The sequence below is a fragment of the Brevundimonas aurifodinae genome (assembly GCF_040195595.1).
Taxonomy (GTDB): Bacteria; Pseudomonadota; Alphaproteobacteria; order Caulobacterales; family Caulobacteraceae; genus Brevundimonas; species Brevundimonas aurifodinae.
The window spans coordinates 139,110-164,755 of record NZ_JBEGDD010000003.1; the positions used below are offsets into that span (position 1 = coordinate 139,110).

At 65.7% G+C, this 25,646-nt stretch carries 22 protein-coding genes and 1 pseudogene; 10 read left to right on the top strand and 13 right to left on the bottom strand.

The annotated features are described in order from the left end of the window. Positions 1–12: 12 nt before the first annotated feature. From ABN401_RS04870 to ABN401_RS04880, 3 genes are all read left to right on the top strand, one after another. A complete protein-coding gene (locus tag ABN401_RS04870) occupies positions 13–459 on the top strand; it encodes a putative quinol monooxygenase (RefSeq protein ID WP_349683707.1) in 447 nt (148 codons plus the stop codon). Between the two features lie 37 nt (positions 460–496). Next, complete coding sequence (locus tag ABN401_RS04875; RefSeq protein WP_349683708.1) at positions 497–796, top strand: putative quinol monooxygenase; 300 nt, start codon at positions 497–499, stop codon at positions 794–796. A 154-nt stretch (positions 797–950) separates the two neighbouring features. Next, positions 951–1,325, top strand: coding sequence for a DUF3106 domain-containing protein (locus ABN401_RS04880; protein WP_349683709.1), 375 nt, complete (start codon positions 951–953; stop codon positions 1,323–1,325). Positions 1,326–1,445: 120 nt separating this feature from the next. Here ABN401_RS04880 and ABN401_RS04885 read toward each other — a convergent pair whose 3' ends face one another. From ABN401_RS04885 to ABN401_RS04895, 3 genes are all read right to left on the bottom strand, one after another. Then, entirely contained in the window at positions 1,446–2,180 is a 735-nt protein-coding gene (locus ABN401_RS04885) for a hypothetical protein (RefSeq protein WP_349683710.1), read from the bottom strand. Continuing rightward, complete coding sequence (locus ABN401_RS04890; protein ID WP_349683711.1) at positions 2,177–3,268, bottom strand: alpha/beta hydrolase family protein; 1,092 nt, start codon at positions 3,266–3,268, stop codon at positions 2,177–2,179. Before ABN401_RS04890 ends, ABN401_RS04885 begins: the two co-directional genes overlap by 4 nt. 89 nt (positions 3,269–3,357) lie before the next feature. Further along, on the bottom strand, positions 3,358–5,616 hold the full coding sequence (locus ABN401_RS04895; RefSeq protein WP_349683712.1) for a TonB-dependent receptor: 2,259 nt from the start codon (positions 5,614–5,616) through the stop codon (positions 3,358–3,360). Between the two features lie 181 nt (positions 5,617–5,797). Here ABN401_RS04895 and ABN401_RS16320 point away from each other — a divergent pair. Then, positions 5,798–6,013 (top strand): annotated as a pseudogene (locus tag ABN401_RS16320) (winged helix-turn-helix domain-containing protein); the annotation flags it as partial. A gap of 9 nt (positions 6,014–6,022) precedes the next feature. Beyond that, a complete protein-coding gene (locus tag ABN401_RS04900; RefSeq protein ID WP_349683713.1) occupies positions 6,023–6,532 on the top strand; it encodes an FCD domain-containing protein in 510 nt (169 codons plus the stop codon). Here the strand turns inward: ABN401_RS04900 and ABN401_RS04905 are convergent. Then, complete coding sequence (locus ABN401_RS04905; protein WP_349683714.1) at positions 6,486–6,791, bottom strand: YciI family protein; 306 nt, start codon at positions 6,789–6,791, stop codon at positions 6,486–6,488. The genes ABN401_RS04900 and ABN401_RS04905 overlap by 47 nt on opposite strands. Positions 6,792–6,834: 43 nt before the next feature. Further along, positions 6,835–8,049, bottom strand: a complete 1,215-nt coding sequence (locus ABN401_RS04910; RefSeq protein WP_349683715.1) for an acyl-CoA dehydrogenase family protein — start codon at positions 8,047–8,049, stop codon at positions 6,835–6,837. Between the two features lie 175 nt (positions 8,050–8,224). Here ABN401_RS04910 and ABN401_RS04915 point away from each other — a divergent pair, with 175 nt between their 5' ends. From ABN401_RS04915 to ABN401_RS04925, 3 genes are all read left to right on the top strand, one after another. Then, a complete protein-coding gene (locus tag ABN401_RS04915; RefSeq protein ID WP_349683847.1) occupies positions 8,225–9,691 on the top strand; it encodes a serine hydrolase in 1,467 nt (488 codons plus the stop codon). Positions 9,692–9,781: 90 nt separating this feature from the next. After that, positions 9,782–10,810 carry a serine hydrolase domain-containing protein gene (locus ABN401_RS04920; protein WP_349683716.1) on the top strand — a complete coding sequence of 343 codons (1,029 nt, stop codon included), beginning with the start codon at positions 9,782–9,784 and terminating at the stop codon, positions 10,808–10,810. 347 nt (positions 10,811–11,157) lie between these two features. Continuing rightward, positions 11,158–12,747, top strand: a complete 1,590-nt coding sequence (locus ABN401_RS04925) for a serine hydrolase (protein WP_349683717.1) — start codon at positions 11,158–11,160, stop codon at positions 12,745–12,747. Between the two features lie 91 nt (positions 12,748–12,838). On the opposite strand, the gene ABN401_RS04930 is transcribed toward ABN401_RS04925, so the two are convergent. The 8 genes from ABN401_RS04930 to ABN401_RS04965 form a co-directional block, all read right to left on the bottom strand. Beyond that, positions 12,839–14,161 (bottom strand): serine hydrolase domain-containing protein, encoded by a 1,323-nt coding sequence (locus tag ABN401_RS04930; protein WP_349683718.1) that lies wholly within the window; start codon positions 14,159–14,161, stop codon positions 12,839–12,841. 31 nt (positions 14,162–14,192) lie between these two features. Next, positions 14,193–15,026, bottom strand: coding sequence for an EthD domain-containing protein (locus tag ABN401_RS04935; protein WP_349683719.1), 834 nt, complete (start codon positions 15,024–15,026; stop codon positions 14,193–14,195). 11 nt (positions 15,027–15,037) lie between these two features. Next, entirely contained in the window at positions 15,038–17,032 is a 1,995-nt protein-coding gene (locus ABN401_RS16405; RefSeq protein ID WP_349683720.1) for an outer membrane protein assembly factor BamB family protein, read from the bottom strand. A 41-nt stretch (positions 17,033–17,073) separates the two neighbouring features. After that, a complete protein-coding gene (locus ABN401_RS04945; RefSeq protein ID WP_349683721.1) occupies positions 17,074–18,102 on the bottom strand; it encodes a hypothetical protein in 1,029 nt (342 codons plus the stop codon). 258 nt (positions 18,103–18,360) lie between these two features. Then, complete coding sequence (locus ABN401_RS04950; protein WP_349683722.1) at positions 18,361–19,524, bottom strand: amidohydrolase family protein; 1,164 nt, start codon at positions 19,522–19,524, stop codon at positions 18,361–18,363. 46 nt (positions 19,525–19,570) lie between these two features. Next, positions 19,571–21,919, bottom strand: a complete 2,349-nt coding sequence (locus tag ABN401_RS04955) for a TonB-dependent receptor (RefSeq protein WP_349683723.1) — start codon at positions 21,917–21,919, stop codon at positions 19,571–19,573. After that, positions 21,870–22,415 carry a DUF1254 domain-containing protein gene (locus tag ABN401_RS04960; protein WP_349683724.1) on the bottom strand — a complete coding sequence of 182 codons (546 nt, stop codon included), beginning with the start codon at positions 22,413–22,415 and terminating at the stop codon, positions 21,870–21,872. Before ABN401_RS04960 ends, ABN401_RS04955 begins: the two co-directional genes overlap by 50 nt. Next, positions 22,412–22,984 carry a DUF1214 domain-containing protein gene (locus ABN401_RS04965; RefSeq protein ID WP_349683848.1) on the bottom strand — a complete coding sequence of 191 codons (573 nt, stop codon included), beginning with the start codon at positions 22,982–22,984 and terminating at the stop codon, positions 22,412–22,414. The genes ABN401_RS04960 and ABN401_RS04965 overlap by 4 nt, the downstream gene beginning before the upstream one ends. A gap of 229 nt (positions 22,985–23,213) precedes the next feature. Between ABN401_RS04965 and ABN401_RS04970 the strand changes: the two genes are divergently transcribed. Together ABN401_RS04970 and ABN401_RS04975 are read left to right on the top strand one after the other, a co-directional pair. After that, on the top strand, positions 23,214–24,548 hold the full coding sequence (locus ABN401_RS04970) for a hypothetical protein (protein ID WP_432763524.1): 1,335 nt from the start codon (positions 23,214–23,216) through the stop codon (positions 24,546–24,548). 34 nt (positions 24,549–24,582) lie between these two features. Further along, the gene (locus ABN401_RS04975; protein WP_349683726.1) at positions 24,583–25,344 is read left to right on the top strand and encodes a GntR family transcriptional regulator; all 762 of its coding nucleotides are present in this window, start codon (positions 24,583–24,585) and stop codon (positions 25,342–25,344) included. Positions 25,345–25,646 lie beyond the last annotated feature (302 nt).

Here is a 25,646-nt window from a genome sequence, read left to right on the forward strand (position 1 = left end):
AAGGAGTTCCTCATGTTCAGAACGCTTCTCGCCATCGCCGCTCTCACGGCCATCGCCCTGCCCGGAGCGGCGCAGGTTCCCGTCAGCGCCACCCATCCGAACGGCGAGGTCGTCCTCGTCGTAGATTTCGAGGTCAAGCCAGGCCTCGAGGCCGAGTTCGAGACCGCCTTCGCCCGCTCCACGCATTGTTCTCGTCTGGAGCCCGGAAATGTAACGTTCAACATCCACCGGGTGGTCGAGTCCCCAAGTCATTACGTCCTGTATGAGGTCTGGCGCAGCGCCGGCGCGCTGGAAAGCCACTTCCAGCAACCCTACACCGTGGCTCTGTTCGCCATGTTCGATCGCGCCCTCGTTCGCCCGGTCACCGAGGGCGGACTGCGGTATCTGGGCGACCTCGATCCCGCCGACCGATCGCCACCGGTTGCCTCAGATCCGGCGTCCGATCCTCGCTGCCGCTGAAATCGGAAATCCACTCCCCAACCGCGAGCCCTATCTCATGACCGAGTTCTCCCTGATCGCCGAGATCCGCGCCAAGCCGATCCAGGCCGAAGCAATGAAGACCCGCCTGCTGGCCCTCGTGGCCCCCACGCTGGAGGAGCCGGGCTGCCTCGATTATCGTCTGCATCAATCGCAGACGGATCCAAGGCAGTTCTTGATCTTCGAGCGCTGGACCTCGCGCGAAGCGCTGGACGCCCATTTCGCCCGCCCCTACCTTGTGGACTTCATCGCGCGCCAGGATGAGGTTCTGGACGGCTCGATCGAGATGCGTTTCTTCGACCCCCTCGATCCGATCTAGACCGCTCGCCCCATGACGATCTCAAGAGGGACAGAGCGCTTCGCGCAGAAAGCGCTGACCCCGCGACAGGATGTCCGTGTCGGTGCGTGTCTTGGAGGAGCGCATCTGAGCCCCCTTCAGAACCACCGCGCTCTGTCCGATTAGGAGACGTCTCATGATCAAACCCTCCCTCGTCACCGCCGCTGTGCTCACGATCCTCGCGACGGTGGCCGTGGCGTCCAGCGTCACGGCCCAAACAGCCCCCGACTACACCACCCAGCAGCTGGAGGCCGCCCGGGCGCAGTGGAACGCCATGACCCCGGAACAGCGCGCTGCCCAGCGCACGGAACGTCAGGCCCGTCTGCAATCGGCAACCCCAGAGCAGCAGGCCGCAGCCCGTTCGCGGCTCGAAGAGCGTCGACAGAACCTGACGCCGGAACAACGCGAGGCCCGTCAGGCTCAGATGCGCACACGCCTCGAGGGCATGAGCGCTGAAGATCGTAGCGCTCTGCGCCAGCGCTTTCAGCAGCGGCGGGGAAGCCAGCAGTAAGCCCTCGGGTCACTGAGGAGACCGACGCGTCGCGGCGGCGGCGGGCCGGTCTTCGGCGTCACCCCTCGCTCGTCTCTCTCGCCGCCCTCGGGTAAGCAGGGCCGTGCGCGATCCCCACACCTAGGGCGCACGGAACAAACAGCGATAGATGTCGGCGACACGCTCTGACGGCAGCGCGCGGCTGGGGTCGGCGTCCTGAAACGCCCTAGCGCAAACCGGAGCCGGAGATTCGGAGGCTGTGTGCCCGGGCTTGGCTCTCGAGAGGCTGTCACGAGCGGCAGCAAGGATTCTGTCGGCTGGGTTCGCGGCTTGGGCCGTGTCGAAGGCCTTCGCAGCCGCCTCGAGATCGCCAGCACACCACAAGGCGAAGGCGTGCGCCGCAAGCACGCGTGGAGTCGACCCCGTCGAGACCGAAGATCCGCCGTCGCAGCGGCCCATCGCGAGCGACAGTTCCGTCTTAAGCGTGACGGCCATTGTCCTGACGTTGGCGTCGACGGCGTCCGCAGCGATGGCCGCCGCCGCATCGTGTGCTTGCGCGAAATCGCCGCGGTAAGCCATCGCGAGGGCGACGGCATAGGCTTGGGCTTCAGAAGGGTTTGGCTCTGTCGATGCCGGTCCATCGAGGGCGGTTGCGATCCCCAGGCGCGCATCCACCAAGGCGGCATTGGCGGCCAAGCCAGCCCAGATCGAGCTCTCTGCGCCCAGCTGGTCGCGGCACAGCCCGTAGAGGGACCGCGCGAGGCCATCCAGACCTTCGGCCTCCGCCGCGACGCCTTGCAGACAGGGCGTCGGCAGCGCGGCCTCAACGGGCGACGACGCGAGCTGGAGCAGAGCCGCAAAGGCGATCGCGATCATCGTGCCCCTCCCTTTCGACGCAGGAGCGCCGGAGCGCCCCCACGGGCGGCGAGGTGAGCGTCCAGTTCTGCGGAGGCGTTGAGGATATCGGTGGCGGCTCTGTCGCCAAGCTGTGTCGCCCTCAGAAACAGTGTGGAAACGGCGGCGACCGTTCGCGCGGCCGCTTCGGCGTTCACCGAACCTGGCAAGCGCGGCTCGGGCGCGGCCTCGCGCCGACGCCCCCCGGGCTGGACACCTGGGGCGACCAGCGGCCCCGTGAGGGCGCTGTGGTGGGCACCGGGAACAAACAGGTCATAAAGCGGCGAGCCGCGTTCCGGGCTTCGTTCGAAGGGTTGCTGCTTCCACTCGGGTCCCTGGCCTTGGGCGCCCCGATCCAGCGAGCCGGTCACATTCAGGAGAGACAGATCCACCTCGTCCCAGGAGCTGTCCGTCAAACCCTGAACGCCGGGCCCTTGGCCAGAGAGAAGAACCACCGACTGAATCCGCGGATCCCGGAACCGCTGTATCGCCCTCGATGCATCGACCACGGTCACCCCGGCCAGGAGCTGGGTCGTATAGGCGCCCAGTGAATGTCCGGCCATGGCGATCCGGCCGGGATCGACTTGGTCCCGCAATGCGCGGGGCCAGATCGTCTGTTGTGTCAGCGTGTCGAGGATCCCGGTGATGTCGGCGATCCGGTCGAGGTAGAAGCGGGGGTCGCCCTCCCCTGTGCGTCCCACCGCAAGAGGGATCGGCGGCGGAGCTGACCGATCCGCAGCGTTCGGATCGATCCAGGTCGAGTCGGCGTGGGTGGGCGCGATGCAGACGAACCCGGCGGCCGCCCACGACAAGGGGAGCAGCGGCTTAACGGAACCCGCCCCTCCCCCGCTGTGGGAATAGATCACGACCGGATGCGGGCCGGGTGCCCGCGGGACTGCTAAGGAGACGGAGATGCTGCGTTGGCCAGAACGAGCCGGCCACGGGATATCCGGGTGCCACGCCACCGCATCGAGAGCCGGCCACAGGGTCTGGGCTCCGTGCGAGGCGCTCGCCGCCAGTGTCAATCCGCCGCCGAGGCCCGCAATGACCGCCCGACGCGACAAGGTCATCGCAACCCTCCGGGGCGGTCCAAGGACGAAGGGCCGACTCCCCAAGGTTTGGCGGATCTGAGATCGGTGACCGTGAGCGAATTCATGGCTCAGAACGCGGCCTTCAGGGTGACGCCATAGGTCCGAGGGTCGCCGAGGTAGAGGCCGAGGGTGCCGGCCTGGACCGGAACGGGGAAGGACAGGGTGTGATAGTCGGCGTCGAACAGATTGTTGGCCCAGACTTCAAGCCCCAGCCGGTCGTCCTGACGCCAAAGTCCCACTCTCGCATTGACCAGGGTGTAGGCGGCCTGCCGACCCGGCACGGAGGGATCGCTGGCGGTGATCGTGCTGCTCTGGTAGCGCGCGCTGGCCGAAGCGGTGAGTTTCAGGCCGTCCGAGAGGTTCCGCTCTGCGTCCAGCGAGCTCGACAGAGTCCAGAGCGGCGCGTTCTCGATGCGCCGGTCGGCGAGGCTGCGAATAACAGGGTCCGTGCTGTCGACAAGATCGTCGCCGTAGGCCGCGTCGACATAACCCACCGAAAGCGTCGCGGCGAGCCAGGACGCAAGCCGCGCGGATGCGTCCACCTCGACGCCGCGCGAGACCGCACTGGGCGCATTGATCACCTGAGAGGTGATCCCGTTGACGAAGCGTAAGCTCTGAAAATCGGTGAAACGCGTGTAGAAGGCGGCCAGATTGACGGACAGCCGCCGTGCGAAAAGCTCGGTCTTGAGGCCCGCCTCGAACGAATCGGCGAACTCCGGCTCGAAGGTCGGATCCCCGACCAGGGTCGCGTTGTTCAGTACCACCACAGCGGATTCGCGCTGGAGATTGACGCCGCCGCCCTTATAGCCCCGGCTGTAGCTGACATAGGTCCGGGTCCGCTCCGCCAGCCGGTAGGCGAGGTTGATGACGCCCGAGACCTCGGTCTCTTCGGTCGTCACGTCGAAATCCGGAACCCGACACAGCAGCGGCAGAGCGGGGCAACCGGGACTATTGGTCACAAAGGTGCCGGTCGCCTGCTTCTCTTCATAGGTTAGGCGCAACCCCGCCGTCAGGGACCAGAGGTCGGACAGGGCGACGGTGTTGTGGGTGAAGACCGAGGCGTTGAACGACTCCTGCCTGTAGCGTTCGCTCAGCGAGCCTTGGCCAGCCGGCAGGAAGGCGGCCGGGACCCGGAACAGTGGAGCCAGGTCTGCCCCGAACAGGCGACTGTCCTCACGGTCGATGGTTTCGCCGGCGACATAACCGCCGACCAGCCAGTCGAGCCTATCGGATTGTCCGTTGAGGCGGACCTCTTGGGAGATCAGTCGGACATCAAGCGCGGCATTCGGCGCATAGGCGATGTCCGCGCTGCCATAATCAAAATCGTAGGCCTGAGCGCTCGAAAAATCCCGATAGGCGGTGATCGCGGTCAGCTGACCCCAGGCGCGAGACAGGACCAGCTCGGCCGATAGGCCCGCGTCCTCACCTTCGGACACGATCGGGCGGTCCAGTGCGACCTGACGGTCGTAGGGATCAAGGGTTGGGAAGACCGCGCCCAAGGCCTCGGCCGCTCGCGAGGTCGGACCGATGGCGGAAAAGGCCGCGACGCAGCAGGCCTCATCGCGTCGCGCATAGTCTGCGATTAACCTCAAAGAGGCGTCGTCGGACGGGCGATACAGCACCTGGCCCCGTACAGTGTAACGGTCGCGGTCGTTGTAGGTCGCCCCCGTCACGACATCGTCGAAAAAGCCGTCGCGTTGGCTCGCGCCGACATTGAGGCGGAAGGCCAGCGTATCGGAGAGCGGACCGGTCACCATCGCATCGACCGTGCGGCCGTCGTAGTTTGCAAGGGTGCCTTGGATAAAGGCCGAGCGTGTGAATTCCGGCCCGCGCGTCGTGACGGAGATCGCTCCGGACGAGGTATTGCGACCAAACAAGGTGCCTTGCGGACCGCGAAGCACCTCGATCCTGGCGATGTCGATGAGGTCGCCCATGGCGACACCCGACCGGCTCCGGTAGACGCCGTCCAGAAACACCCCGACGGCCGCCTCAAGACCGGCATTGTTGCCCGAGGTGCCAACGCCGCGAATGCGGATCGAGGTCCCACCTTCTTCGCTGTTGGTCTGGGTGAGGGTGAGCGAGGGAACGAGAATCTGCAGATCCTTGAGATCGCGGACGCCCGCAGCCTCAAGCCGGTCGCCGTTGATCGCCGTCACCGCGATCGGGACATCGCGAAGGGTCTGCGCCCGCCTCTGGGCAGTGACCACGACTTCATCAACGGTGAAGGGTTCTTGTTCCGTCTGCATCCGCGTCTGCGCCTGCGCCTGGGCCGCGCTCGCGGCCACGGCGCTCAGCGTGAAGCCGACGACTCCATGAGCCATCTTCATTGTCTACCCTCCCCTGTGCGCGGGTCTGCGCCCGCCAGCCAAGACCGGCCTTGGCGCGGACTTTGTCACTCCTGAATGACAATGCAACAGTTTTTGTCGACAATGGTTGACGGACGATTGGGCCTCCTTTGCGTGAGCCCAGTTGGCGAAGACGGGCATGTGGTGAATACAGGAGGGTAGAATGACGCCTCCACCCACCCGTTATCGACCTGTCGGCCCTATTGCGGCACGCCTTCACGACGATCTTCGACGCGATATCCTGGGCGGCTTGCTCCGCCCTGGAGAACCCCTCTTGGAAACTCAGCTGGCCGCCCGATTTGGGACCAGTCGGGGCCCGGTGCGAGAAGCACTGGCGGCGCTCGCGGACGAACGGCTTGTGGAAACGCGAGATCGCCGAGGCGCGCGCGTGGCGATCATCACCTTGGCGGAAATCCAGTCGGAGTTTGAAATCCGGGCCTCGCTCATGGGCTTGGCGAGCCGTCTGGCCTGCTTGAACGGCACCGACACAGCGATCCAGGCGATCATTGATGAACTGGATACGGTGTTGGCGTTGATCGAGGACGGGACGGCCGGCCGCCGTCTCCTTGAGGAAGGGGCGCGGCTGACCCGCGCGATCCTGGAGGCGGCCGGGAACGCTCACGTCACCGACATGGTAGAGAGCGCCTACCGTCGCGCGGCTTGGCATTACGCCCAGGTCGGTCGTGACATGCCCGTCTATATCGACCGCGTGGGCGCCTGCTGGCAAAAGGCGCGGGCAGCCTTCTTGGCGCGCGATGGCGACGCGGTTGACGCGGCCGCGCGCGAAAGCGTCCATGTCGTCCAGGCCGAGACCCTGCGCCGACTGGTGGCCTCCGGCTACGCGCCCGACCCTAGCCGGTCGGCGCGAGCGGCCCCACAACGGGCGACCAGGCGGTGATGCGGACCTCACCGAAGAGACCAGCGCGCGTGTAGGGGTCTTCGGCCGAGAACTGCTGAGCCTCCGCGAGCGACATCGCAACGATCATCAACGACCCGCACAGCTGGCCGCTGGGATCCACGAACGGTCCGGCGAGGCGAAGGCGATCGAGATGCCGACCCACGTACGCAAGATGGGCCATCCGGTTCTCGCTCCGCACTGCGCCAGAGCCAGGATGGTCGTAGGCCGCAATGGCGAACAGCGTCTCGACACTCGACATGACAGATCTCCTCGACAGTTTAAGGGTCGTTCGGCCGGTGCCGTTAGTGGACCGGCCGTTCCCCGTGCTTGGCGTACTCGAGCCGCGCGATGGTGCGGTTGTGGACCTCGTCGGGGCCATCGGCGATGCGCAATGTGCGGACCGTGGCGTACATCTCCGCCAGCACCGTGTCACCCGACACGCCCGCCCCACCGAAGGCCTGGATGGCGTCGTCGATGATGTTTAGCGCCATGCGCGGGGCCGCGACCTTGATCTGGGCGATCTCGGACTTGGCGTTCTTGGCCCCGGCCTGGTCGATCATCCAGGCGGCCTTCAAAACCATCAGGCGGCACATCTCGATGTTGGTGCGGGCGTCGGCGACGCGCTGTTCCCAGACCGAATGCTCGGCGATCTGCTTGCGGAAGGCCGTGCGGTTCAGCAGCCGTTCGCACATCAGCTCCAGCGCCCGCTCGGCGCAGCCGATCACGCGCATGCAGTGGTGGATGCGGCCGGGCCCGAGGCGCCCTTGCGCGATCTCGAAACCCCTCCCCTCGCCCGCGATCAGGTTCTCGACGGGGACGCGGACGTTGTCGAGGACGACCTCGGCGTGGCCGATGGGCTTTTCGTCATAGCCGAACACGGTGAGCATCCGCTCGACGCGGAAGCCGGGCGTGTCGGTCGGCACCAGGACCTGGGACTGCTGCTGGTGCGTCGCGGCACCCGTGTCGGTCTTGCCCATGACGATGGCGATGGCGACGTTCGGGTGGGCCATGTTGGTGGACCACCATTTGCGGCCGTTGATGACGTAGTGGTCGCCGTCGCGCACGATCGAGGTCTGGATGTTGGTGGCGTCCGACGAGGCGACCTCGGGCTCGGTCATCAGGAAGGCCGAGCGAATCTCGCCGGCCATCAGGGGCGTCAGCCAGCGCTCCTGTTGAGCCGCGTTCCCGTACATATGGAGCACTTCCATATTGCCGGTGTCGGGAGCGTTGCAGTTGAACACCTCGGGCGTCCACAGGCCCGCCCTGCCCATGGCCTCGGCGAGCGGCGCATACTCCAGGTTGGTCAGACCGGCACCGTGATCGCCAGGCAGGAACATGTTCCACAGCCCGGCTTCGCGCGCTTCGGCCTTGAGCGCCTCCATGGTCGGCGGCTGGCGCGTGGCGTCGGCATGGACCTCGGCCCAGTAGTCGGCCGCGCGGGGCAGGACGGTCCCGTCTAGGAAGCTGGTCACCCGCTCCTGCCAGTGCAGGGCGCGGTCAGAGAATCTGAAGTCCATTGCGAAATCCGAATATTTGTCGACAATCTAATGTGCTCTGACCCGCAAGCAATCACAACCAGGCAGCGCTCACTCAAGCGCGTTCAACGTTGACCAAACATCGAAAAACAGACCGACAGGCGCGGCGGGTCCAACCGTGGAAGAGATGTCGACAATCAAGCGGACATGCGAACTCATGACTTCCAAAACAGCGTCCCCGCGTCAGGGGCGGTCCCCCCGCTTGGCCGCCATAGCCTATGTGTTGATTGCGACCGTCGGCTTGGCAGGATGCGGAGGAAGCGGCGGTTCTCCAACAAGCTCGACCGAGCCCCCGCCTGCTCCGCCGCCATCCCCGCCCCCGCCCCCGCCCCCGCCCCCGCCCAGTGGAGCTCCTGCAACGCCGAAGGGATTGCTAGCGACGCCTTCGCGAGGGCAGTTGGAAGTCGGATGGACCGCCAACACCGAGAGCGATCTGGCGGCCTACCTCCTGACGTTCAACATCTCCGGAAGCAGCGCGACCCAGACGATCGTGGTGAACGCTCCAGCGACCCAGACGGTGCTGACCGGCTTGCAGGAAGGCGCCGAATACACCCTAACGCTGGTCGCACGGGATGCAGGCGGAGACCTCTCGGCGGTGACGCCGGCGATCACGGCCCGCACCGCTCGCTTGCCGACGGCTGCGGAAACGGCGGCCTATCAGTCCGCCGCGGCCTATTCCAACACCCTTTCGGGCAACGCTGTGGTGATCATGCGCGATGGCCTGATCGTGTTCGAGCAGTATGCGTCCAGCTTCAGCCAAACCAGTCCCAATCCCTTGGCAAGCGGCACAAAGAGCTTCAGTTGCGCCTTTGCCGTAGCGGCGGAAACGGACGGATTGGTCAAGATCGACGACTTGGCCTCGGTGTATTTACCTGAGTGGACGACCGACCCGAACAAAAGCCGGATCAAGATCAGTGACCTTCTCAGCCTGCAAGCAGGCATGACCGGCGATCCCAATTACTCTGCCACAAATGTCCAGAACCTCGACACCTATACTCAGGCGATCAACACCGATCCGGCGACCTACGCACCCGGTGAGACGTTCATCTATGATCCCCTCGTCTTTCAGGCCTATGCTGCGATCTTCGAGCGTCGGGCAGCAGGTGAAGATCCGATCGCCTACTTGCAGCGGCGTGTCTTCGATCCCATCGGTTTGGTCGTCAGCAGTTGGCAGCGCGATCGCGTGGCCAACCCGCAGATGGCCGGTGGTGCCAACATGACGGCGCGCGATTGGCTGAAGTACGGGCAACTCGCGGTTCAAAACGGGGCGTGGCAGGGTCGGCGCGTCCTGGACGCCGACCGCTTCCAGCGGTGTCTCACCTTTCCCAACGCCGCCTATGCCGGCTATGGGCTGACATGGTGGTTGAACCGGCCGGTGGGCGACACCATCGGACCGCTGGACCGCATCCCTGAAGATGGTCGCGCGGGGCCTTCCGGCCAGATTGCCCCTAGCGCCCCTGCAGACATGGCCATGGCCGCAGGCACAGGCAAACAGCGGCTCTATGTGATCCCATCCCTGGGGCTAACCATCGTCCGCTATGCCCCACTCAACTCTGGTGTCGGGGGCGGTTCAGCGTGGTCGGACGAAACCTTCCTCGCCAAAGCCTTGGGTCGCATTCCCTGAAATCGACCCGGGTCGAGAAGACGAAAGCGCGTCGGCCGACTACGGAAAGGACGAACAATGGCGTGGGAGACACTGACTGGAGACGTCGCCATGCCTCTGACCCGACGTCGCTTGATCGCAGCGGGCACGGCCGCCGGTGCGATCTCGCTAGCCTCGCTTGACGGAAAAGCGCTCGCTTCGTCGGCGTTCGAGGCGGCCAAGGCCTACTCGGCGGCCGCGCGGGGCATATCGTTTCTGGTCGTTCAAGACGGCGCCGTCATAGCGGAGGATTATCCGAACGGTGGCGCGGCGACCCGACCGCACGAGTTGGCCAGCGGGACCAAAAGCTTCTGTGGCGTTCTCGCCGCCGCGCTGGTTCAAGACCGTCTGCTCACGCTCGATGAGCACTGCGCCGAGACCCTCCCAGAATGGCGGCAGGATCCGACCAAGACCGCGGCGACGATCCGAACCCTGCTGACCCTCACCAGCGGGATCGCCGGCGGCGACCGCGGTCGCCCCCCGACCTATGCGGCGTCCCTCGAAAGCCCGGTCATCGCAGCGCCCGATACAGTGTTTCGCTACAGCGGCGGCCCGTTTCAGGTGTTCGGCGAAATCGTTCGCCGCAAACTGGTCGCCGACGGCCGATCGAACAACGTCTACAACTATATGAGCGAGCGCTTGCTGGACCCGATCGGCATTCGACCGGGGGGCTGGACGCGCCAGGAAGACCAGCCCAACCTGCCGTCCGGCGCGCGCTTGACGGCCCAAGACTGGGCGCGGTTTGGCGGCTTTGTTATGGGGGGCGGCCGTTTGAACGGCGTCCCGCTCGTCGATCCTGACGCCCTGGCCGCCTGTTTCGCAGGGACCAGAATGAATCCGGGCTATGGCCTCACCTGGTGGTTGTTGCGGCCGGGATTGGTCCCGCCTAGCCCATTCGGCGCGCTCACTGGCCTGCCGGGCGAGTTCGACGGCCTGCCCGACGTCCGGATGGCGGCGGGCGCCGGAAATCAGAGGCTGTATCTGATCCCGGAGCGGAACACAGTGGTCGTTCGACAGGCCGCAGGCATCATGGAGGCCGTCTCAGGCCAACGCGCCCATTGGTCAGACGCCGAGTTCCTCCGGCTGCTCCCTGCCCGTTAGGGCGACGCCCACGCTCCACGCTTAGGACGGGCGGTCGTGACAGCCGACCAGAACGTCGGTGGATCAAAACGCCGTGATCCGACTCCGGCGGTTTAGGGATACAGGGCCCGCCAACGGGCGGATTGCGGTGCCGACAAGAAGCAGCTGCAGTGCAGAGCTCTCTGTTTTGTCGACAATCAATTTCCGTTTGGCCATGACCGGTGCCAATCTCGGTGGGCGGGGCTGTCAGGACGCCACCAGGTCAACGGCCGGCGCGTGCGACGGCGACCTGGTTTCGTCGACAAAAAACGGAGGAAAACGAGATGCCGTTAGGATCAAGGTTCAAGCCGAACAGAATCGGTGTTGGTATGGCGCTGGTCGCCGCGACGCTGTCCGGATGCGGCCCAGCGGAAATGACGAACGATTCGGCGGCATTCGGGCGCGTCTCTGCGCCCGCAGTCGCGGACCAGAAACCGCTTGCGGCACCGGCCGAACTCAACCCGACGACCGTGATCGCGACACCGGCCTACAACATCGCCGATGCTAACGACGTCGGAAGGATCGATGTCGGCTGGGTGAAGCCATCCGGGGGCAATCCGGATCGATACGTCCTGCTCGCGACCTGCAAGACCGGCTGCAGCACCGCGACACGCACCACGACGGTCGCCCTACCAAGCACGGGCGTCTTCCAGTGGGGCGGCTTTGAGGCGACAGAACGCTATGAGATCACCGTGCAGGCGCGGTATCCGTCGTCAGGGGGCGGCTTTACCTACTCCGACCCCGTTATCGCCCAAGCGCCCGTCACTGTAGAGAAGCGGGCGGTCAGCACCGACCCAGAACAGAGTGATTTCCGCACAGCGGCGGAGTATTCCGAGGCGCGGGGTGGCGAGGTCCTGATCGTCGTGCGCAACGGCCGCACGATTTTCCGCGCCGATGCGGGGGCCAACGATCCGAACCCCTATGAAGGCGGTCCCATTCAGCTCGCCAGCGGGACGAAAAGCTTCAGCTGTGCCTTCGCCACGGCAGCCCGAATGGATCAGGTGTTCGGCAATCCGACGGGGGACGCGTTCAACCAGCTGGCGCGGCTCTGGATCACAGAGTGGCGTCCGGGTTCACCGTTCGAGCCTGAACATAAAGCCGAGATCAGACTGAGAGACCTGCTCATGCTCCGCGCCGGTCTGACCGGAGCAGATGCATACGACGCCAGGCCGACGGTCGTCGCAACGCTGGACACATACAAACTGGCCCGAGAGGAAGATGTCTCAGCGAACCCGCCCAATGACGCATACTTTCTCTACGACCCGCTTTCGTTTCAGGCTTTTGCAAACGCGTTTCAAATAGCAGCGCCGAATAACATCGCGCCGGCCCTGATACCTGGACGACCGGGTGATGACCCCGTCAACTACATCAACGAGCGTGTGTTCAAGCGCATCGGGATGAACGTGCCGGTCGATCAATGGACCCGGGATGTAATCGGCTCTCCGCAAATGGCAGGTGGCGCCGTGATGCTTCCCGAAGACTGGGCGAAGTTCGGCGTGATGACGATCCAGAACGGTGCCTACGGCGGCAAACGCATCCTGGACGGAGCGCTCATGACGGATTGCGTCACCGCGCCGAACAACGCCTATTCCGGCTATGGCGTGGGGTGGTGGCTGAATCGCGATTCGACCGGGACCTACAATCCCCTTCAAGACCCTGGCATGCCAACCGACGGCGCGCCCTATCCCGGCACTAACAACATCAACCCCCGCGCGCCTCGAAGCATGTATTTCGCCGCCGGCACCGGCAAGGAACGTCTGTACGTGTTCCCTGAGGAGAATACGATCATCGTGCGCATGGCGTCAGTCGACGGTCTTCTCCTTGCCGATGACTGGTCCGACGCCTGCTTCATCCAGCTCGCCTTCCCGAGTGCGCCCGACTCCAACCCCGGAACGTCAATCGGTCTTTGTCGCGTCTAAGCGGGTCATGGCGATGAGACGTCCAGCCCCAAGGCCGGGCGTCTCATCGCCCCCTCCCTAGCTCGGAAACCGACCGCTGGGCGTTTCGCCGCTAGCCGATACCAAGGTCTGTATAGATCGCATCCAACACGGGCCCGGACGGGATGGCCACGACGACCAGTTGGTGGTCAGGGTCGGCGAAGGCAGCGATGCCCGACGCTCCGGCGTGGCCGAAGGCGTTGCGAGAGGCTTTGGTCCCGAACCTTTGCGCCCCTTGCACGCCTGCGCCAGCGCCATTGGTGTTGAGATTGAAGCCCAGGCCCCAGGCCCAGATGCCCCCGTCCGAGAGGGTTAGGGTGGTCATCGCCCGGACGGTCTCGCGCTGAAGGATGCGATTGCCCCCAATCTCGCCGCCCGCCAGCATCATCTGGTAAAAGCGCCCCAGATCGTGACTGGGACCTATGCCTCCGCCCGCCGGATTCGAATGCCCTGCGCTCGGTCGTCCCGCGCCGGCTCCGGCACCACCTCCGGCTCCCGCGCCCACTTGCCCGCGTTCCGCCATTCGCTCTCGGAAAGCGGCGATGAGGGCCGGATCTGCGCCTCCGGCAACGCCGGCTGCGCCACGACCGGCGCGGCCCGCCCCTCGTCCACCGGCCCCCCCCGCACCGCCCCGCAACGCCAGGGGGCCTTGGGCCAGCACGTTGGCGCGCGCTCCATAGGCCGCCAGGCGGTCGGCAGGGATGCCGTTCCAGCTGTCGACCATGCCGCAAGGCTCATAGATCTCCGTGCGGATGAGTTCGGCGAACGGCCTGCCGTGCATCCGTTGGAGTATCTCGCCGAGGATCCAGATGCCCGCCGGATTGTAGGCAGGCATCGTCCCCGGTGCGGGGGCCTCGCCGGTCGTCCCCAGAGAACGCGCTGGCTCGCGCGGAGCGGCCGCGATCCGGGCGATGGTCTCTTGGAACGACGGCAGGTTGGTCGGTCCGCCGTATCCGCCGAGATGGGCCGAATGGTTGAGCAGATGGAGGACCAGGACGTTCTCCTTGCCGTTGGCGCCGAACTCGGGAATGTGGCGCACCACCGGATCGGTCAGAGCCACCCGGCCAGCCTCGACCAGCTTCATGAAGGCGGCGCAGGTCGTGGGCTTCACCGCCGAGGCCCATGGGACCAGCGTGTCCGCTGCGACCGTGGCGCTGCCCACCGTGCCGAACCCGCGATCCAGAAGCTTGCGGCCATTCTGGACAACGTAGATCTGGCCGGCGCGACCGACGGTCAGGGCCTCCGTAGCCGTCAAGGCCTCGGGCGTGGTCGCGGCCTGGCTCGACGGCAAGGTCGCCCCACCCGTCGTCGGCGAGGCGCAAGCAGCGGCGGCCAAGCCGCCAGCGATCATTCCGCCGACCGCGAGGCGGCGGGTCATCATGGGGGAAGGGCTCATGGTCGCTCCTGATGAAATGCTGGGCGCACCCTCACGGGATCACGCGGCGATCGTTGATGAAATCGATGTCGGGGTTCTCGCCGATGAAGGTCGAGACCATGTCCATGAAGGGCGGATGGACCGCCCAAGGCGGCGCGGTCCAGGTCGGCGCGACGGTCAACATGGCCTGTTGCCAGGCGGGATAATCGTCGAACCACAGCTCCATCACGATGGGGTAGTCGGGATCGGTCGCCACCGACCGGTAACCGACGAAACGACGAAGATCCGGCAGACGCGCGAGTTCGGGCACATGCGTCTCGGTGAGCCAGCGGTCGAAGGCCGCACTTTCGACACCGGCAGGGGCGCGGGCGAAGACGATCCAGCGCAGATAGGGCGTCTCCTTGGGGGGCGCGCGACCTGCCAGAAAGACCTGTTGAGGGTTGATCGGCAGGGTCGCCGTCTCGGTCCGCCAGCCAGCTCCGCCCCAGCCGCCGGGCGGGGGCGTCATGGTGTCGAAGCCGTACATGGTGTTGACCCGGCTCTCGCGGAAATCATCCAGACTATCGAAATGGATCTCCGTCAGCCGTCCGCGCCAAATCGGATAGACATCCGCGTCCGACGGCACGGAATAGGCGCGATAAGAGAGGTAGTTGCGCTGCCAAGCCCGCGACATGCGCCGCACTTCCGGGGCATGGAAGCGCATGTACCAGCGGTCCAGCACGTTCATGTCGGTGCCGGGCAGCAGATCGATCATGATGTAGTGTTTGATCGCGACGTCGTTGCCCGGTGATGGCGGCGGCGTCTGGGCCTTGCTCCTTTTCGGAGCCATGGCCATGCCAGCGACGCCGACAGCCAGCATGGCACGCCTTGACACGATCAGAGGCATGGCGGTCTCCTTCATCGGGCAGGACCCACGGCGAGGGCGATGAGCCGATGCGGCGTGGTATGGTAGCCGGCGGCGAACACCACGAACTGGCGACCTCGGGCCATGTAGGTGAGAGGAGCGCCCAGCGGGTGGTCGGGCACGGCGATCTCGGCCTGGACCGCGCCGTTCGCCTTGTCATAGGCACGCAGGACCTTCTGTCCGAAGCGGCGATCGTGAGGCCCCTCCCCGACGAACAGCAGCGATCGCGTGACCAGCGGCGCGGCCCGTTGCTGGGACCCGATCCAACCCAGGTTGAACGGACGAAACGCCGGACTGTCCGTGGCACCCGGGCCATTGGGACGCATCCACAAATGGTCCCCTGTATTCAGGTCGATGGCCGTGATGCGACTGTAGGGGGGTTTGAACAAAGGCAGGCCGCGCGGTCCCTGCACCCGCCGGGCCGAGCCGGCGATCTCGCTCGTTTCCTCTCCGGCGCTCACGGGCCGACCGGCGTCGTCGAGCGCCAGGGCGGCGACCGTCGACTGTGAGGGTACGAACAGCACTCCGGACTCGGGATCGACCCCCGCCCCACCCCAGTTGGCGCCGCCGATCCAGCTCGGTCGGATCAGCGTCGGCTGCGATCCGTAAGGGGTGAACAACGGGCCGTGTCGGTAAGAGGACAGCAGCGTCTCGGCCTCGCTGCGGATCTCGGGTGAGACGTCGATCAGATCCTCGATCGACGCGCCCTGGCTCTCGAACGGCGCGGGCCGGGTCGGATGGGGTTGAGTTGCGGCCGTTCGTTCGCCCGCAAGCGGACTGGCCGGGACGTCACGGTCCTCAATCGGCCAGATCGGTTCGCCGGTGACGCGGTCGAGGACAAAGCAGAACCCCTGTTTGGTGACCTGGGCGACCGCCCGCCGGGCTCGGCCCGCGACCGTGATGTCGACCAAATTGGGCGCGCAGGGCAGATCATAATCCCAGATGTCGTGTCGTACCGTCTGGAAGTGCCAGCGCCTCAGGCCGGTGCGCGCGTCGAGCGCGATCAGCGCGTTGCCGAAAAGATTGTCGCCGGGCCGGGCCCCGCCGAACACATTGTTGGAGGGGCAACTGCCGGGCAGGTAGATCAGGCCGAGATCGTCGTCGGCGCTCATCGGCGCCCAGACATTGGCGTTGCCGGTTCGCGCCGCGGAACCGGCCTCCCAGGTGTCGGACCCGAATTCCCCGTCCTTGGGAACCGTATGGAAGGTCCAGAGATGGGCCCCGGAGCGCACGTCGTAACCTCGAACATCGCCAGGCGGCATCCGCGCGATCGACCCGACCCGGTCGCGGATCTGGGATCCTACGACGACGACGTCGCGGCAGATCAGCGGCGGCGACGTACAGCTGTAAAGATCGGGAGGCTGCCGATCCGCCGGCCGCTGCAGGCCGTCCGTGCTCAGGTCGACCGATCCGCTCGATCCGAAGCTCGAAACCGGCTGGCCGGTCCGGGCGTCCAGCGCCAACAGCCGTGCGTCGCCCGTCGCGACCAACAGCCGACCGCCGGCCCCGTCATCCCACCAGGCCAGGCCCCGATGTAGAAATCCCTTGGCGGTCGGAGGGCCCGCCCGCCAGCTCTCCGGGTCGAAGCGCCAAACCGTCTCGCCCGTCACCGCGTCTACGGCGACAACCTGCGAGAAGGCCGTTGTGAGATAGAGGGTCTCGCCCACCATCAGAGGCGTGGCCTGGAACTCACCAGGCGCCAGACCGGGGTTGGCGGCCATGATCTCGGCGTCCGGGGACTCCCAAATCCAGACCACCTCCAGACGCGCCGCGTTCGTGGCGTCAATCTGGTCGAGCGGCGCATATTTGCTCGCCCGATTGTCGCCGCCGTAGGTCCGCCATTCTCCCGGGACGACGGCGAGGCTCCGCCCGTGTTCGCGTGAGCGCGCGGAGGCGCACGACGCTAGGGGCGCTGTCGCCGCCGCGCCTGCCATGCCTGCAAGCACGTCTCGGCGGTGCGGCGTGAGAGGGCGGGTAGATGAAGCCATGGTTCGCGGCACTTTCCGAAATGGGGCGGTTCCTGCGCGGGTCAGACAACTCCGTCGATGAATTGGATCAGGCTGAGTCCGACCGCTTCCAGGAGCGCTGGCGAGGTCACATTCGGCAAATCCCCGGGCGCATGGAAAAAGTCGTGGGATCCTTCGAAGCCGACGGCGCGGTAACCTTCTCCGAAATAGAGCTGGAGCTCGCCACGCGCTGTGGCTGCGGTGGCGAGCACGGGCGTGAACGGCGTTCGCTCGCCAAACGCCGTTGTGAGGGGTGCCAACCAGGCCGTCTGATTGGTGAGAAGGCGAGCGCCCCGCCCAGGTTGATCGGTCGGGCTGAATCGACCCAAGGCGTCGCGCTCGAAGCGTCGTGTGGCGATCGAGGCACCCAGATGCACCCAAAGGGCGGTGTCTTCAGGCTTGGGACCCGCACCGCTTTCGGCGAAGGCGCGGCCACCAGCGGCACGAAGTTCATGGCCCGAAGACGCCACGAAGGTCCAACGACCGGGCCTCGCGGCGGCGCGGCGCAGCAGCATCAACCAAAGGGCCACGCCAGGGCCCCGCTCTCCGGCCGAGGTCGTCCATGCGCTTGTGGGAGTCGATACGCCGACGACCGGACCCGCCGTGCCGACCCGCGCCACAACATTGAAGCCCTCAGCGTCATTTCTAACCTCGCCCGCAATCTCCATGTCAATGGGTTGACCGCTTGCGACGGCGGCCTGGAGGGCGGAGAGATCCTTGGATCCGACCAGCAGGGTTGGTGTGGCGCAGGCCTCGCCCTGTCCATGGCCGAAGTACTCGCCTGATGGCGTGCTGGACACGATCACCAGCCCTGCTGCGCCTGCCTGGGCGGCGCTCTGAACCAAGCCCGGCAATGCGCGAAGGCCGGCGAGTCCCTCAGGCGCCTGCGCAAGCAGGATGGCATCGCGAGCCTGCCCCGGATCCGCTACCAAGCGTCGGCGAAGCAATCCCGGCGTCGCCTTTGGAAACCAGTAGGGCAGCGCCTCCAGAGCGTGTCCGTCTGCGATCAGAACGGCCCGGTCCAGCAGAAATTGTCGCACCGTGAAGGGCACGACCTCGACGGCGGCTCCAGCCGCCCGCGCCTCCTCGGCCAGCCAACGGGACACGCCGTGATCCGCTGGGGTTCCCGTGCGCTTGGGACCGTAGGCGGAGTAACGCACGAGGTCGCTGAACAGACTGTCCCCGAGTGGGACACTCGGCGTCGCTTGCACGGCGAAGCCCTCCTCCGCACCGGCGAAGCTGGGACCGGCCGTCAAGACCAGCCCGCCGGCAAGGGCGAAGGTCCGTCGATCAAGGTTCAGCGTCATGGCTCAGCCGAAGCCCGGCGGCATAGGCAGGTCGCGGTCCAGGAACTCCTGGACATTATCGGAGAACAGCAGATGCAGATCCTCATCCGAGAAGAGGATCCCGCGCTGGCGCGCCTGAACCGTGAAGACCTCGACCCAGCTTTTCTCGCTCACGGCGCGGGCGAAGACGGGATAGTCCGAGCCGAACAGGATCTTGTGGCGCGCCTCGGTATCGAGCGCCCGTCGAACGAACTGGAGCACATTGCCGACCGGGTCAGAGGTCACCGGCGCCTGCCAGTCCGCGACGTCGATCCAGACGTTCTGCTTGGACTGCGCCAAGGCCAGCGCGCTCTCGCTCCACAGCGGGATGCCGGAGCTCGTCAGGCAGATGTTCAGATTGGGGAAATCGTAGGCGACGTCTTCGAAGTAGATCGGATCGCACCAGCGTGAGACGTGGCTGGCGACGATCGAACAGTTCGGCGCAATCGGCAGATCGAGCTCCGAACAAAGTTCGTAGATGGGATAGCAACGCTCCCGATCATTGGGCGCGAAGCCGAAGAAATGCGGGGCGAACTCCCCCATGCCGACGATGCCGAGCTCATTGTGGGCCCGGCGAAGAAGGTCGAGGCCGGCTGGGCCCCGCCGCGGGTCGATGGCGGCGAACAGAACGAAGCGACCCGGGTGACGATCTCGCACCCCCGCCAGCGCGATGAGCTGCTCGTAGTGGGGCACGCGCAACTTCTCGCCAGTATAGTCATAGTCCATAGCGAACAGAACAGAGGTAGCGATCCCGGCCTCGTTCATTTGGTCCAGCAGCCGTTGAGTCTGACCTTCCAGATCGGGCCCATAGGCGCGACGCGGACCCGACGCGGCGGCTTCATCGATCGAGCGCGCCCCCAGCCCTGCCGCTTGGGGCCGAGGGGTCGACCGGTTGCGCCGGGTTCGCATCCGCCGCTCGAACACATTCCCCCTGAACCAATCGAGGGCTTGGAGGTGCACATGGGCGTCAATCCAGGGGCCCCTCTTTTGGACCCCGCCAATCGCCTGCGCGGCGGCCTGAGGGTTCGCCTGGGTTTGCGTCTTGGCCGAGGCGCTTCCGGCCGCCAGACCGGCCGTCAGAATAGCCCCTGCCCCCAGGAGCCGACGGCGCGATGGCCCGCAGGCGCAAGCGTCATCATGAATGTGCATGGCGGTGGCCTCTCGAAGGGATCAGGGATATGTCAGCACCTAAGGTTCATCGGGCTTCACTGCCGAACCGGTAGACGAGGCCCAACCTCACGGTGCGGGGATCGCCATAGGTGGAGGTGGTGGGGTTCCGGATCGACTCATAGGTCTCGTCCAGCAGATTGGACGCCACCAGTTCGAGCCGGACCGGACCGCGCGACAGCCACAACGACGCTCCAACCAGATCAAGATCCGCGAGCTCGACACGATTGGTCAGGCCCACGGTGCCGGTGAACCCGCCGCGTTGGGCCCGGTAGGAGGCGTTTGCGCCGAACCGCCAGTCGTCGACGAGGTCCTGAGAATAGATGCCGGTGAAGGTATAGGTCCATTCCGGGGACCCCTCTATGCGGGCACCATCGAAGCGCCCACCGGTGATCTCGCCCTTCAGATAGTTCACCGCCGCCGTGTAGCCGAGCGATCCCCCATTGCCGTTCACATCGACGCGGCCGTTGACTTCGAAATCCACTCCATAAGACTCGGCAGCGCCGGCGTTGAAACGGTAATTGCGGGTGACGTTGTCGGGACCGAGGCTATCCACGGTGACAAGCAGGTCGTCGAACTCATTGAAGAAGCCGGTCAAGCTGAACAGGGCACCGAGCGTCTCGAACTTGGTCCCGGCCTCAAAGGCCTTGGTCTGCTCTGGCTCGAACGCCGCCGGAATGGCGGGGTCCAGCACGGTGTTCGAGTTGAAGCCCCCTGCCCGATAGCCCAGGGCATAGCTGGCGAAAACGCGCCAATCCGGCGTCAGATCATAGCGCGCTGAAAACGTGGGGGCCGCGTTGGAAAAGGATTCCTGCAACACCGCCCGCTGCCGTACGCACTGGGGCGTGACCAGCGGATCGACCGACAAGGGATCGGTATACGCGCACAACGTCGTGCCGGACACACGAGGCACCTGATAGGCGTCCAGCGTCTTGTCCGAGTAATTGTACCGAGCTGCGAAATCCAGAGACAGGCGGTCGGTGGCGGCCCAGGTCAGCGAGGCGAACAGACCCGTCTGGGTCTCTTCCTCTCGCGACGCTTGGCTGATGTTGGCGGTCGGACTGGGGGCGCTGTTGGTCGCCGAGATCACGCGGCCGTCCTGAACGATGGTGAACTCGGTTTCACGACGCGCGATATTGCCGCCGATCAAGAAATCCAGGCCGGGGCGGAGCTCTCCGTCGAGACGGAGCTCCTGGCTGATCAGCTCGGTCAGATCCGCGTTGACGTTGGTGCAAGAGCGGGTCGCGCAAGTCGCCGCAGGCGTTGGGGTCAGATAGTAGCCGGGAGCCGTGCCATCCGCGTCTTGAGGAAAGACGGCGTCGCGTTCCCGATACAGCGACGTTGAGGTGAAGCGGCCAAGATCACTGTCGTAGTCGATGACCGTCACGAAATTGATGACGCTGCGCTCGACAGGCGTGTTGAAGTTTGACGCGTACACGAACGGCCCATCGGTGTCGGCGGGAAGCGCCGTCGCCAGAGGGTCGTTGCGAATGTTCAGGTTGCGGACGCCGTTCGAGGCCGAGGTCTCGTCCGACAAGTCCAACGCGGAGAAAACGGTGACGTCTGGTGTCGGAGTCCACAGCAGTGACGCCCGCCCGCCTTGATACTCTTCAACATCGCCGAAACTGCCGTCGAAGGCGTTGCGAAAGAAGCCGTCGTGCTTCTCGGCGAACTGGCCTCCCAGGCGAAACGCCAGCGTCTCGGAAAGCGGCAGGTTGACGATGGCCTCGAAATCATTCCGTTCTGTTTCGAACGTGTAGCCGATACGCCCCGAGAAGCCGAACTCCGCTTCGGGCCGCTTGCTGATCGCCTGCAACACGCCGCCGACGGCGTTCACGCCGTAGAGCGAACCTTGCGGGCCGCGGGTGACCTCAAGCCGTTCCAAGTCGAACAGGTCGGACCGGACATAGCCACGACCTCCGATGTTGCCGCCCGTGATCGACGCACCGTCCTTGAGGTAGGCGATGGGCGCATCCACGCCCGCCGTGCGTGACGTGCCCGACCCGGCGCCTCGAATATTGCTTTCCGCGTTGATGTTGCCCGTATCCACATAGGCGACGCCGGGCAAGATGTAGGACAGGCCGCCCTGGGTGCTGATGTTGAGTTCTTCGAGCTGGCGGCCCGAGAGCGCGGACACCGAGGCGGGGACTTCCTGGATCTGTTCCTCGCGCCGCCTCGAAGTGACGATGACGTCTTCCACTGTGCTTGCCTGATCGCCCGCGCTCCGGGGTGGCGTTTGCGCCAAAGCGGGTGTTGACAGGAGGGCGGCCAACGCCGCTCCGCAATAAAGGCTGTTGAGACGCATCAAACCCTCCCCGGTTTGTCTTCTAGGTTGACCGGTCTGCGCCGGCTGAAATGGATTGACAGACGTCGCCACGCCGCGCTCGCGCGGCGCTCGCCCAGCTCTCGGCCGTTGGCGCAAGGCGGCGCTGAAGAACGATGCCTCGCGTGCTCGGCGACATGACGACCGTGCCTGCGCCTGCGGGGGCTTCAGAGCCCGCCTTGACCAGCACCAGATCGACGCCCTGCGGGGCCTGTCGGTCGTTGACCACGAAGATGTTGTCACTGTTGGCCGCGAACACCGAGACCGACATGTAATCGCCCCAAGGGGCGGCCGTGACGCGAACCGGGCCGTCGCTCAAGTCGTAGACGCAGGCGGAATAGGCCAGGTCGGGCGACGGCCTCACAACCGTGCGCGAAGCCTCCGTGGTGCGGGGCGGGTGAACCCAGACATTCTCCCGCTCGCCGTCCTGCCCGATCCGCTTCATCGACGCGTTCATCAGGACATAGGGCGCGGCGAACACGACGCCGAGATGAGCCACGACGGCCGCGCCCACGGCGAGCCCGACCCAAGGCCAAATCGTGCGCTTCATGCCTGATCTCCCGCGCAGGACAGCCGCTTCAAGACGGGGAAGGGAATGGTCGCGGGATCGTCGCGAGCGCCCGGGTCCGGATTATACATCCGGATGCCGAGGCTGAACGTTCCGGCGTTCTTCGACGAGATCCAGTTGGACGCGTCGGCCCTCGTGGCCGCGACGCGCGCGGTCCAACGGCCATCCGCGTCGCGAACCATGCGGGTCTTGTCCACCGACTGGGCGTCATCACCGTTCACCGGCAGGAAGTCGTCGCCGGCGTAGATCGTCACGCCCCACCAACGCGCCGGCAGGTCTCCTCCGCTGAGCTCATAAACGCAGTCTTGGCTCAACCGATCGCCACGGTCGTCGGTGTAGTTGTGAAAATAGATGGTCTCTGACCGGTTGAGGGCCATCAGCCCGATCCTGGCGATGATGGCGCGCGTGTAGGGGTCCGCTGCCGTGGAGCCCGCGTTGGCGTTTCCGAACCAACCGCCCGCGTGCTGCTGACGCCCGAGCAGTTGCCCATTGCCCAAGAGAACCAGCGCGGAAACCGCACCGACAACGAGCCCGACAACGACGGACGCCACGCCGATCAACCACGGCCTCACGATCGGACCCGCTGAGATCTCGCGCGAAACTCACGCATGCCTTTTCGTCCTCCCAGACTTGAGCTTTTCGCCCTTATTGTCGACAATCAGTTAGCCGCTAAAAGGATCGGTGCGTCAATACCCCAACGAAACGGGCTCTCAATCCTGTCGCTCGATAGTGACACGTTTGCTTGACGCCTTCTGCATTCGGAGCAAAAGCTTGTCGACAGTGACCCATGAACCAGTCAGCACGCCGGCCGGGGCAACCCGACGTGGCCTTGTCGGGCTTGTCGGCGCGGTCTCGGCCGGGCTGGTCACGGCCCCTGCCGTGGCGGCCCCTCAGCGCTCCGGGTGGGACGAAACCACCTTGCAGAGCGACTTGGATCGCTACGCCGGCTTTGGGATCAAGGCGGCGGGCGGCGAAGGTGACCGCGCGACGGGCACCTGGCTCGAGGCATCGCTCCAAACCCTTGGCTTCGAGACGGAACGCCAGACCTATGACACGCCGTTCTTTGAACCGGCGGAATCGTTGCTTGAATTCGGAACAGCCCGCTTGGACGTGGTCGCGCAAGCGCCCGTTCGCCAGACCGGCGACGGTGGGTCGGCGGCACCTCTCCTTCTCTGGTCACAGCAAGACGCGATCAGCGGGATCGCGGTTGTGAGTCTCCCGTTCCGGCGCTGGTCATCCGCCAGCCAACGCGAAATACAAGAGCCGGTGCGCGCGGCCTTCGCCGCAGGGGCCGTCGCGGTCCTCATCGTGACGACAGGTCCGACCGGGGAGGCCCTCGTGCTCAACGCCCCGCCGGATGCCCCCCCTTTCGCGGGACCAACCGCGGTCGTCGCCCCGAAGGACGCAGCGCCGCTGATTGAGGCGGCAAGAGTGGGCGCGACGGGTCGCCTTTGCATCACGGGCCGGTCTGGGCGGCGCGAGGCCTTCAACGTTATCGGACGTCTGGGAGAGCCGACGGATCCCCAGCTCGTGGTCTCCACCCCCCGATCTGGATGGCTCGGCAGTGTGGGCGAGCGCGGGCCCGGGATCGCGGCCTGGTTAGGTCTGGCGCGTCTTGCGGCGGACGGCCGTTGGGGATCGGCGACGTGGGTTTCGACGAGCGGGCATGAATATGACAACGTCGGCGGTCAGCGCTTCCTCGCCAATGGAGCCCCGCACCCGGACCGAACCCGGTTGTGGGCGCACCTGGGCGCCAATCTGGCAGCGCGAGATTGGCACGAGGTTGGGACTGGCCTCGCCCCACTACCGAGCGCCGACCCCCAGCGCTTCCTGGCGGCGCCGGAGGCGATGTTGCCGGATTTGGCGCGCGCCTTTGCGGGCTTGCCGGGCCTCGAAAATCCCTACAGTTGGGATCGAGGCGTTCAAGGGGAGTTGGCGGAGATCAAGGCGGGGGGCTACGCCCACGCGTTTGGGGTTTTCGGTGCCCATCGGTTCCACCATGCCGTCGGCGACGATCTTCGATGCGTCGCACCGGGATTAGTGGCCAACGCCGGCCAAGCCTTCGAGTGGGCCATCGATCAGTTCTTGACCGGTCGCTCTGAAAACCGCGGCTAGCGCCGGCTTATTCTTTGACTATGTGGACGAGAGCATGGCGAGACGACTGACAGGAACCCAAGGTGGCGAAGGCCAAGGTCGCGTTCCGACGCTTGTCGCCCAGATCGTCGAAGAGCTCAGTCAGGACATCTTGGAGGGGCGATTTGCCCCTGGGCAACGCATCCGCGAGCAGGACCTTGCGGACCGGTTTCAAACAAGCCGGGCCCCTGTGCGCGAGGCCATCCGTCTCCTCGAGATCGATGGGTTGATCGAGACCCAGCACTGGCGAGGGGCCAGCGTGGTAGAGCTGAGCGTCGATGAGATCGACGACCTCTTCGAGATGTTGAGCGCTCTCTTTGGCCTGGTCGCCAAACTTGCCGCGCGGCATGGATCGCGGTCCGACATGCGGCTGTTCGAGGCTGCCGTGGATCGGATGCGGCGCGCCAGATCCGAAAATGTCTCGCCGGTCGAAAGGGTCAAGATCGCCTTCGACGCCGCCGGAGTCTTGCGCCGGATGTGTGGCTCGACCCGGGTGAGCGAGATGTTGCTCCGCACCTCACGCATCGCTTTCCTGAACCACAAGGTCGCTCTTTCCGCCGACGAAGCCTGGCAGCAGGAAGCGCTCACGGACTGGAGACGACTCGGGGTAGCCATCTCCGACCGGGACGATGAGGGCGCGGAGACCATCGCCCGAGGCATTGTCCGCCGGACGCAGACCTTCACCATGAGCAAGCTCCGAGGCGAGGAAGGCGCTGGCGCGTCTCCGGCGCTGCCGCGCGCCAGACTGCGACGACGGACCCCGGAACCCGCAGCCTAGACGAAGCTGACCTTTAGCGAGTCGCCCGCGATAGAGGTGCACGCGGTCTCAAGCGCCGCGAGAAGCGCTGTCATCCCGTAAGGCCCCTGACGACCCCACTCCTCGTCACGCGACAGGGCCGAGATCGTGCCGTGTGGCTCCAAGACCATTCAGGCCACTCAAGCGCAGAGCTTAGGCCGCTGTGGCGGCGAACACGACGGCGGTTTCTCAAGGGGATTCGAGGGCCGCGACGGTTTCACCGGCGGGGACCGTGGATCACTCAGACGCTCGATCTGAGGCCTCCCCACCATGAGCCAAATCTC

Coding starts and splice junctions, on each gene's coding strand:
- ABN401_RS04890 (WP_349683711.1), bottom strand. CDS start 3,268: ATGACCTTGTCGCGTCGGGCGGTCATTGCGGGCCTCGGCGGCGGATTG.
- ABN401_RS04935 (WP_349683719.1), bottom strand. CDS start 15,026: ATGCCTCTGATCGTGTCAAGGCGTGCCATGCTGGCTGTCGGCGTCGCT.
- ABN401_RS04895 (WP_349683712.1), bottom strand. CDS start 5,616: ATGAAGATGGCTCATGGAGTCGTCGGCTTCACGCTGAGCGCCGTGGCC.
- ABN401_RS04930 (WP_349683718.1), bottom strand. CDS start 14,161: ATGAGCCCTTCCCCCATGATGACCCGCCGCCTCGCGGTCGGCGGAATG.
- ABN401_RS04910 (WP_349683715.1), bottom strand. CDS start 8,049: ATGGACTTCAGATTCTCTGACCGCGCCCTGCACTGGCAGGAGCGGGTG.
- ABN401_RS04950 (WP_349683722.1), bottom strand. CDS start 19,524: ATGCACATTCATGATGACGCTTGCGCCTGCGGGCCATCGCGCCGTCGG.
- ABN401_RS04960 (WP_349683724.1), bottom strand. CDS start 22,415: ATGAAGCGCACGATTTGGCCTTGGGTCGGGCTCGCCGTGGGCGCGGCC.
- ABN401_RS04875 (WP_349683708.1), top strand. CDS start 497: ATGACCGAGTTCTCCCTGATCGCCGAGATCCGCGCCAAGCCGATCCAG.
- ABN401_RS16405 (WP_349683720.1), bottom strand. CDS start 17,032: ATGGCTTCATCTACCCGCCCTCTCACGCCGCACCGCCGAGACGTGCTT.
- ABN401_RS04925 (WP_349683717.1), top strand. CDS start 11,158: ATGGCGCTGGTCGCCGCGACGCTGTCCGGATGCGGCCCAGCGGAAATG.
- ABN401_RS04915 (WP_349683847.1), top strand. CDS start 8,225: ATGACTTCCAAAACAGCGTCCCCGCGTCAGGGGCGGTCCCCCCGCTTG.
- ABN401_RS04880 (WP_349683709.1), top strand. CDS start 951: ATGATCAAACCCTCCCTCGTCACCGCCGCTGTGCTCACGATCCTCGCG.
- ABN401_RS04975 (WP_349683726.1), top strand. CDS start 24,583: ATGGCGAGACGACTGACAGGAACCCAAGGTGGCGAAGGCCAAGGTCGC.
- ABN401_RS04905 (WP_349683714.1), bottom strand. CDS start 6,791: ATGTCGAGTGTCGAGACGCTGTTCGCCATTGCGGCCTACGACCATCCT.
- ABN401_RS04870 (WP_349683707.1), top strand. CDS start 13: ATGTTCAGAACGCTTCTCGCCATCGCCGCTCTCACGGCCATCGCCCTG.
- ABN401_RS04885 (WP_349683710.1), bottom strand. CDS start 2,180: ATGATCGCGATCGCCTTTGCGGCTCTGCTCCAGCTCGCGTCGTCGCCC.
- ABN401_RS04920 (WP_349683716.1), top strand. CDS start 9,782: ATGCCTCTGACCCGACGTCGCTTGATCGCAGCGGGCACGGCCGCCGGT.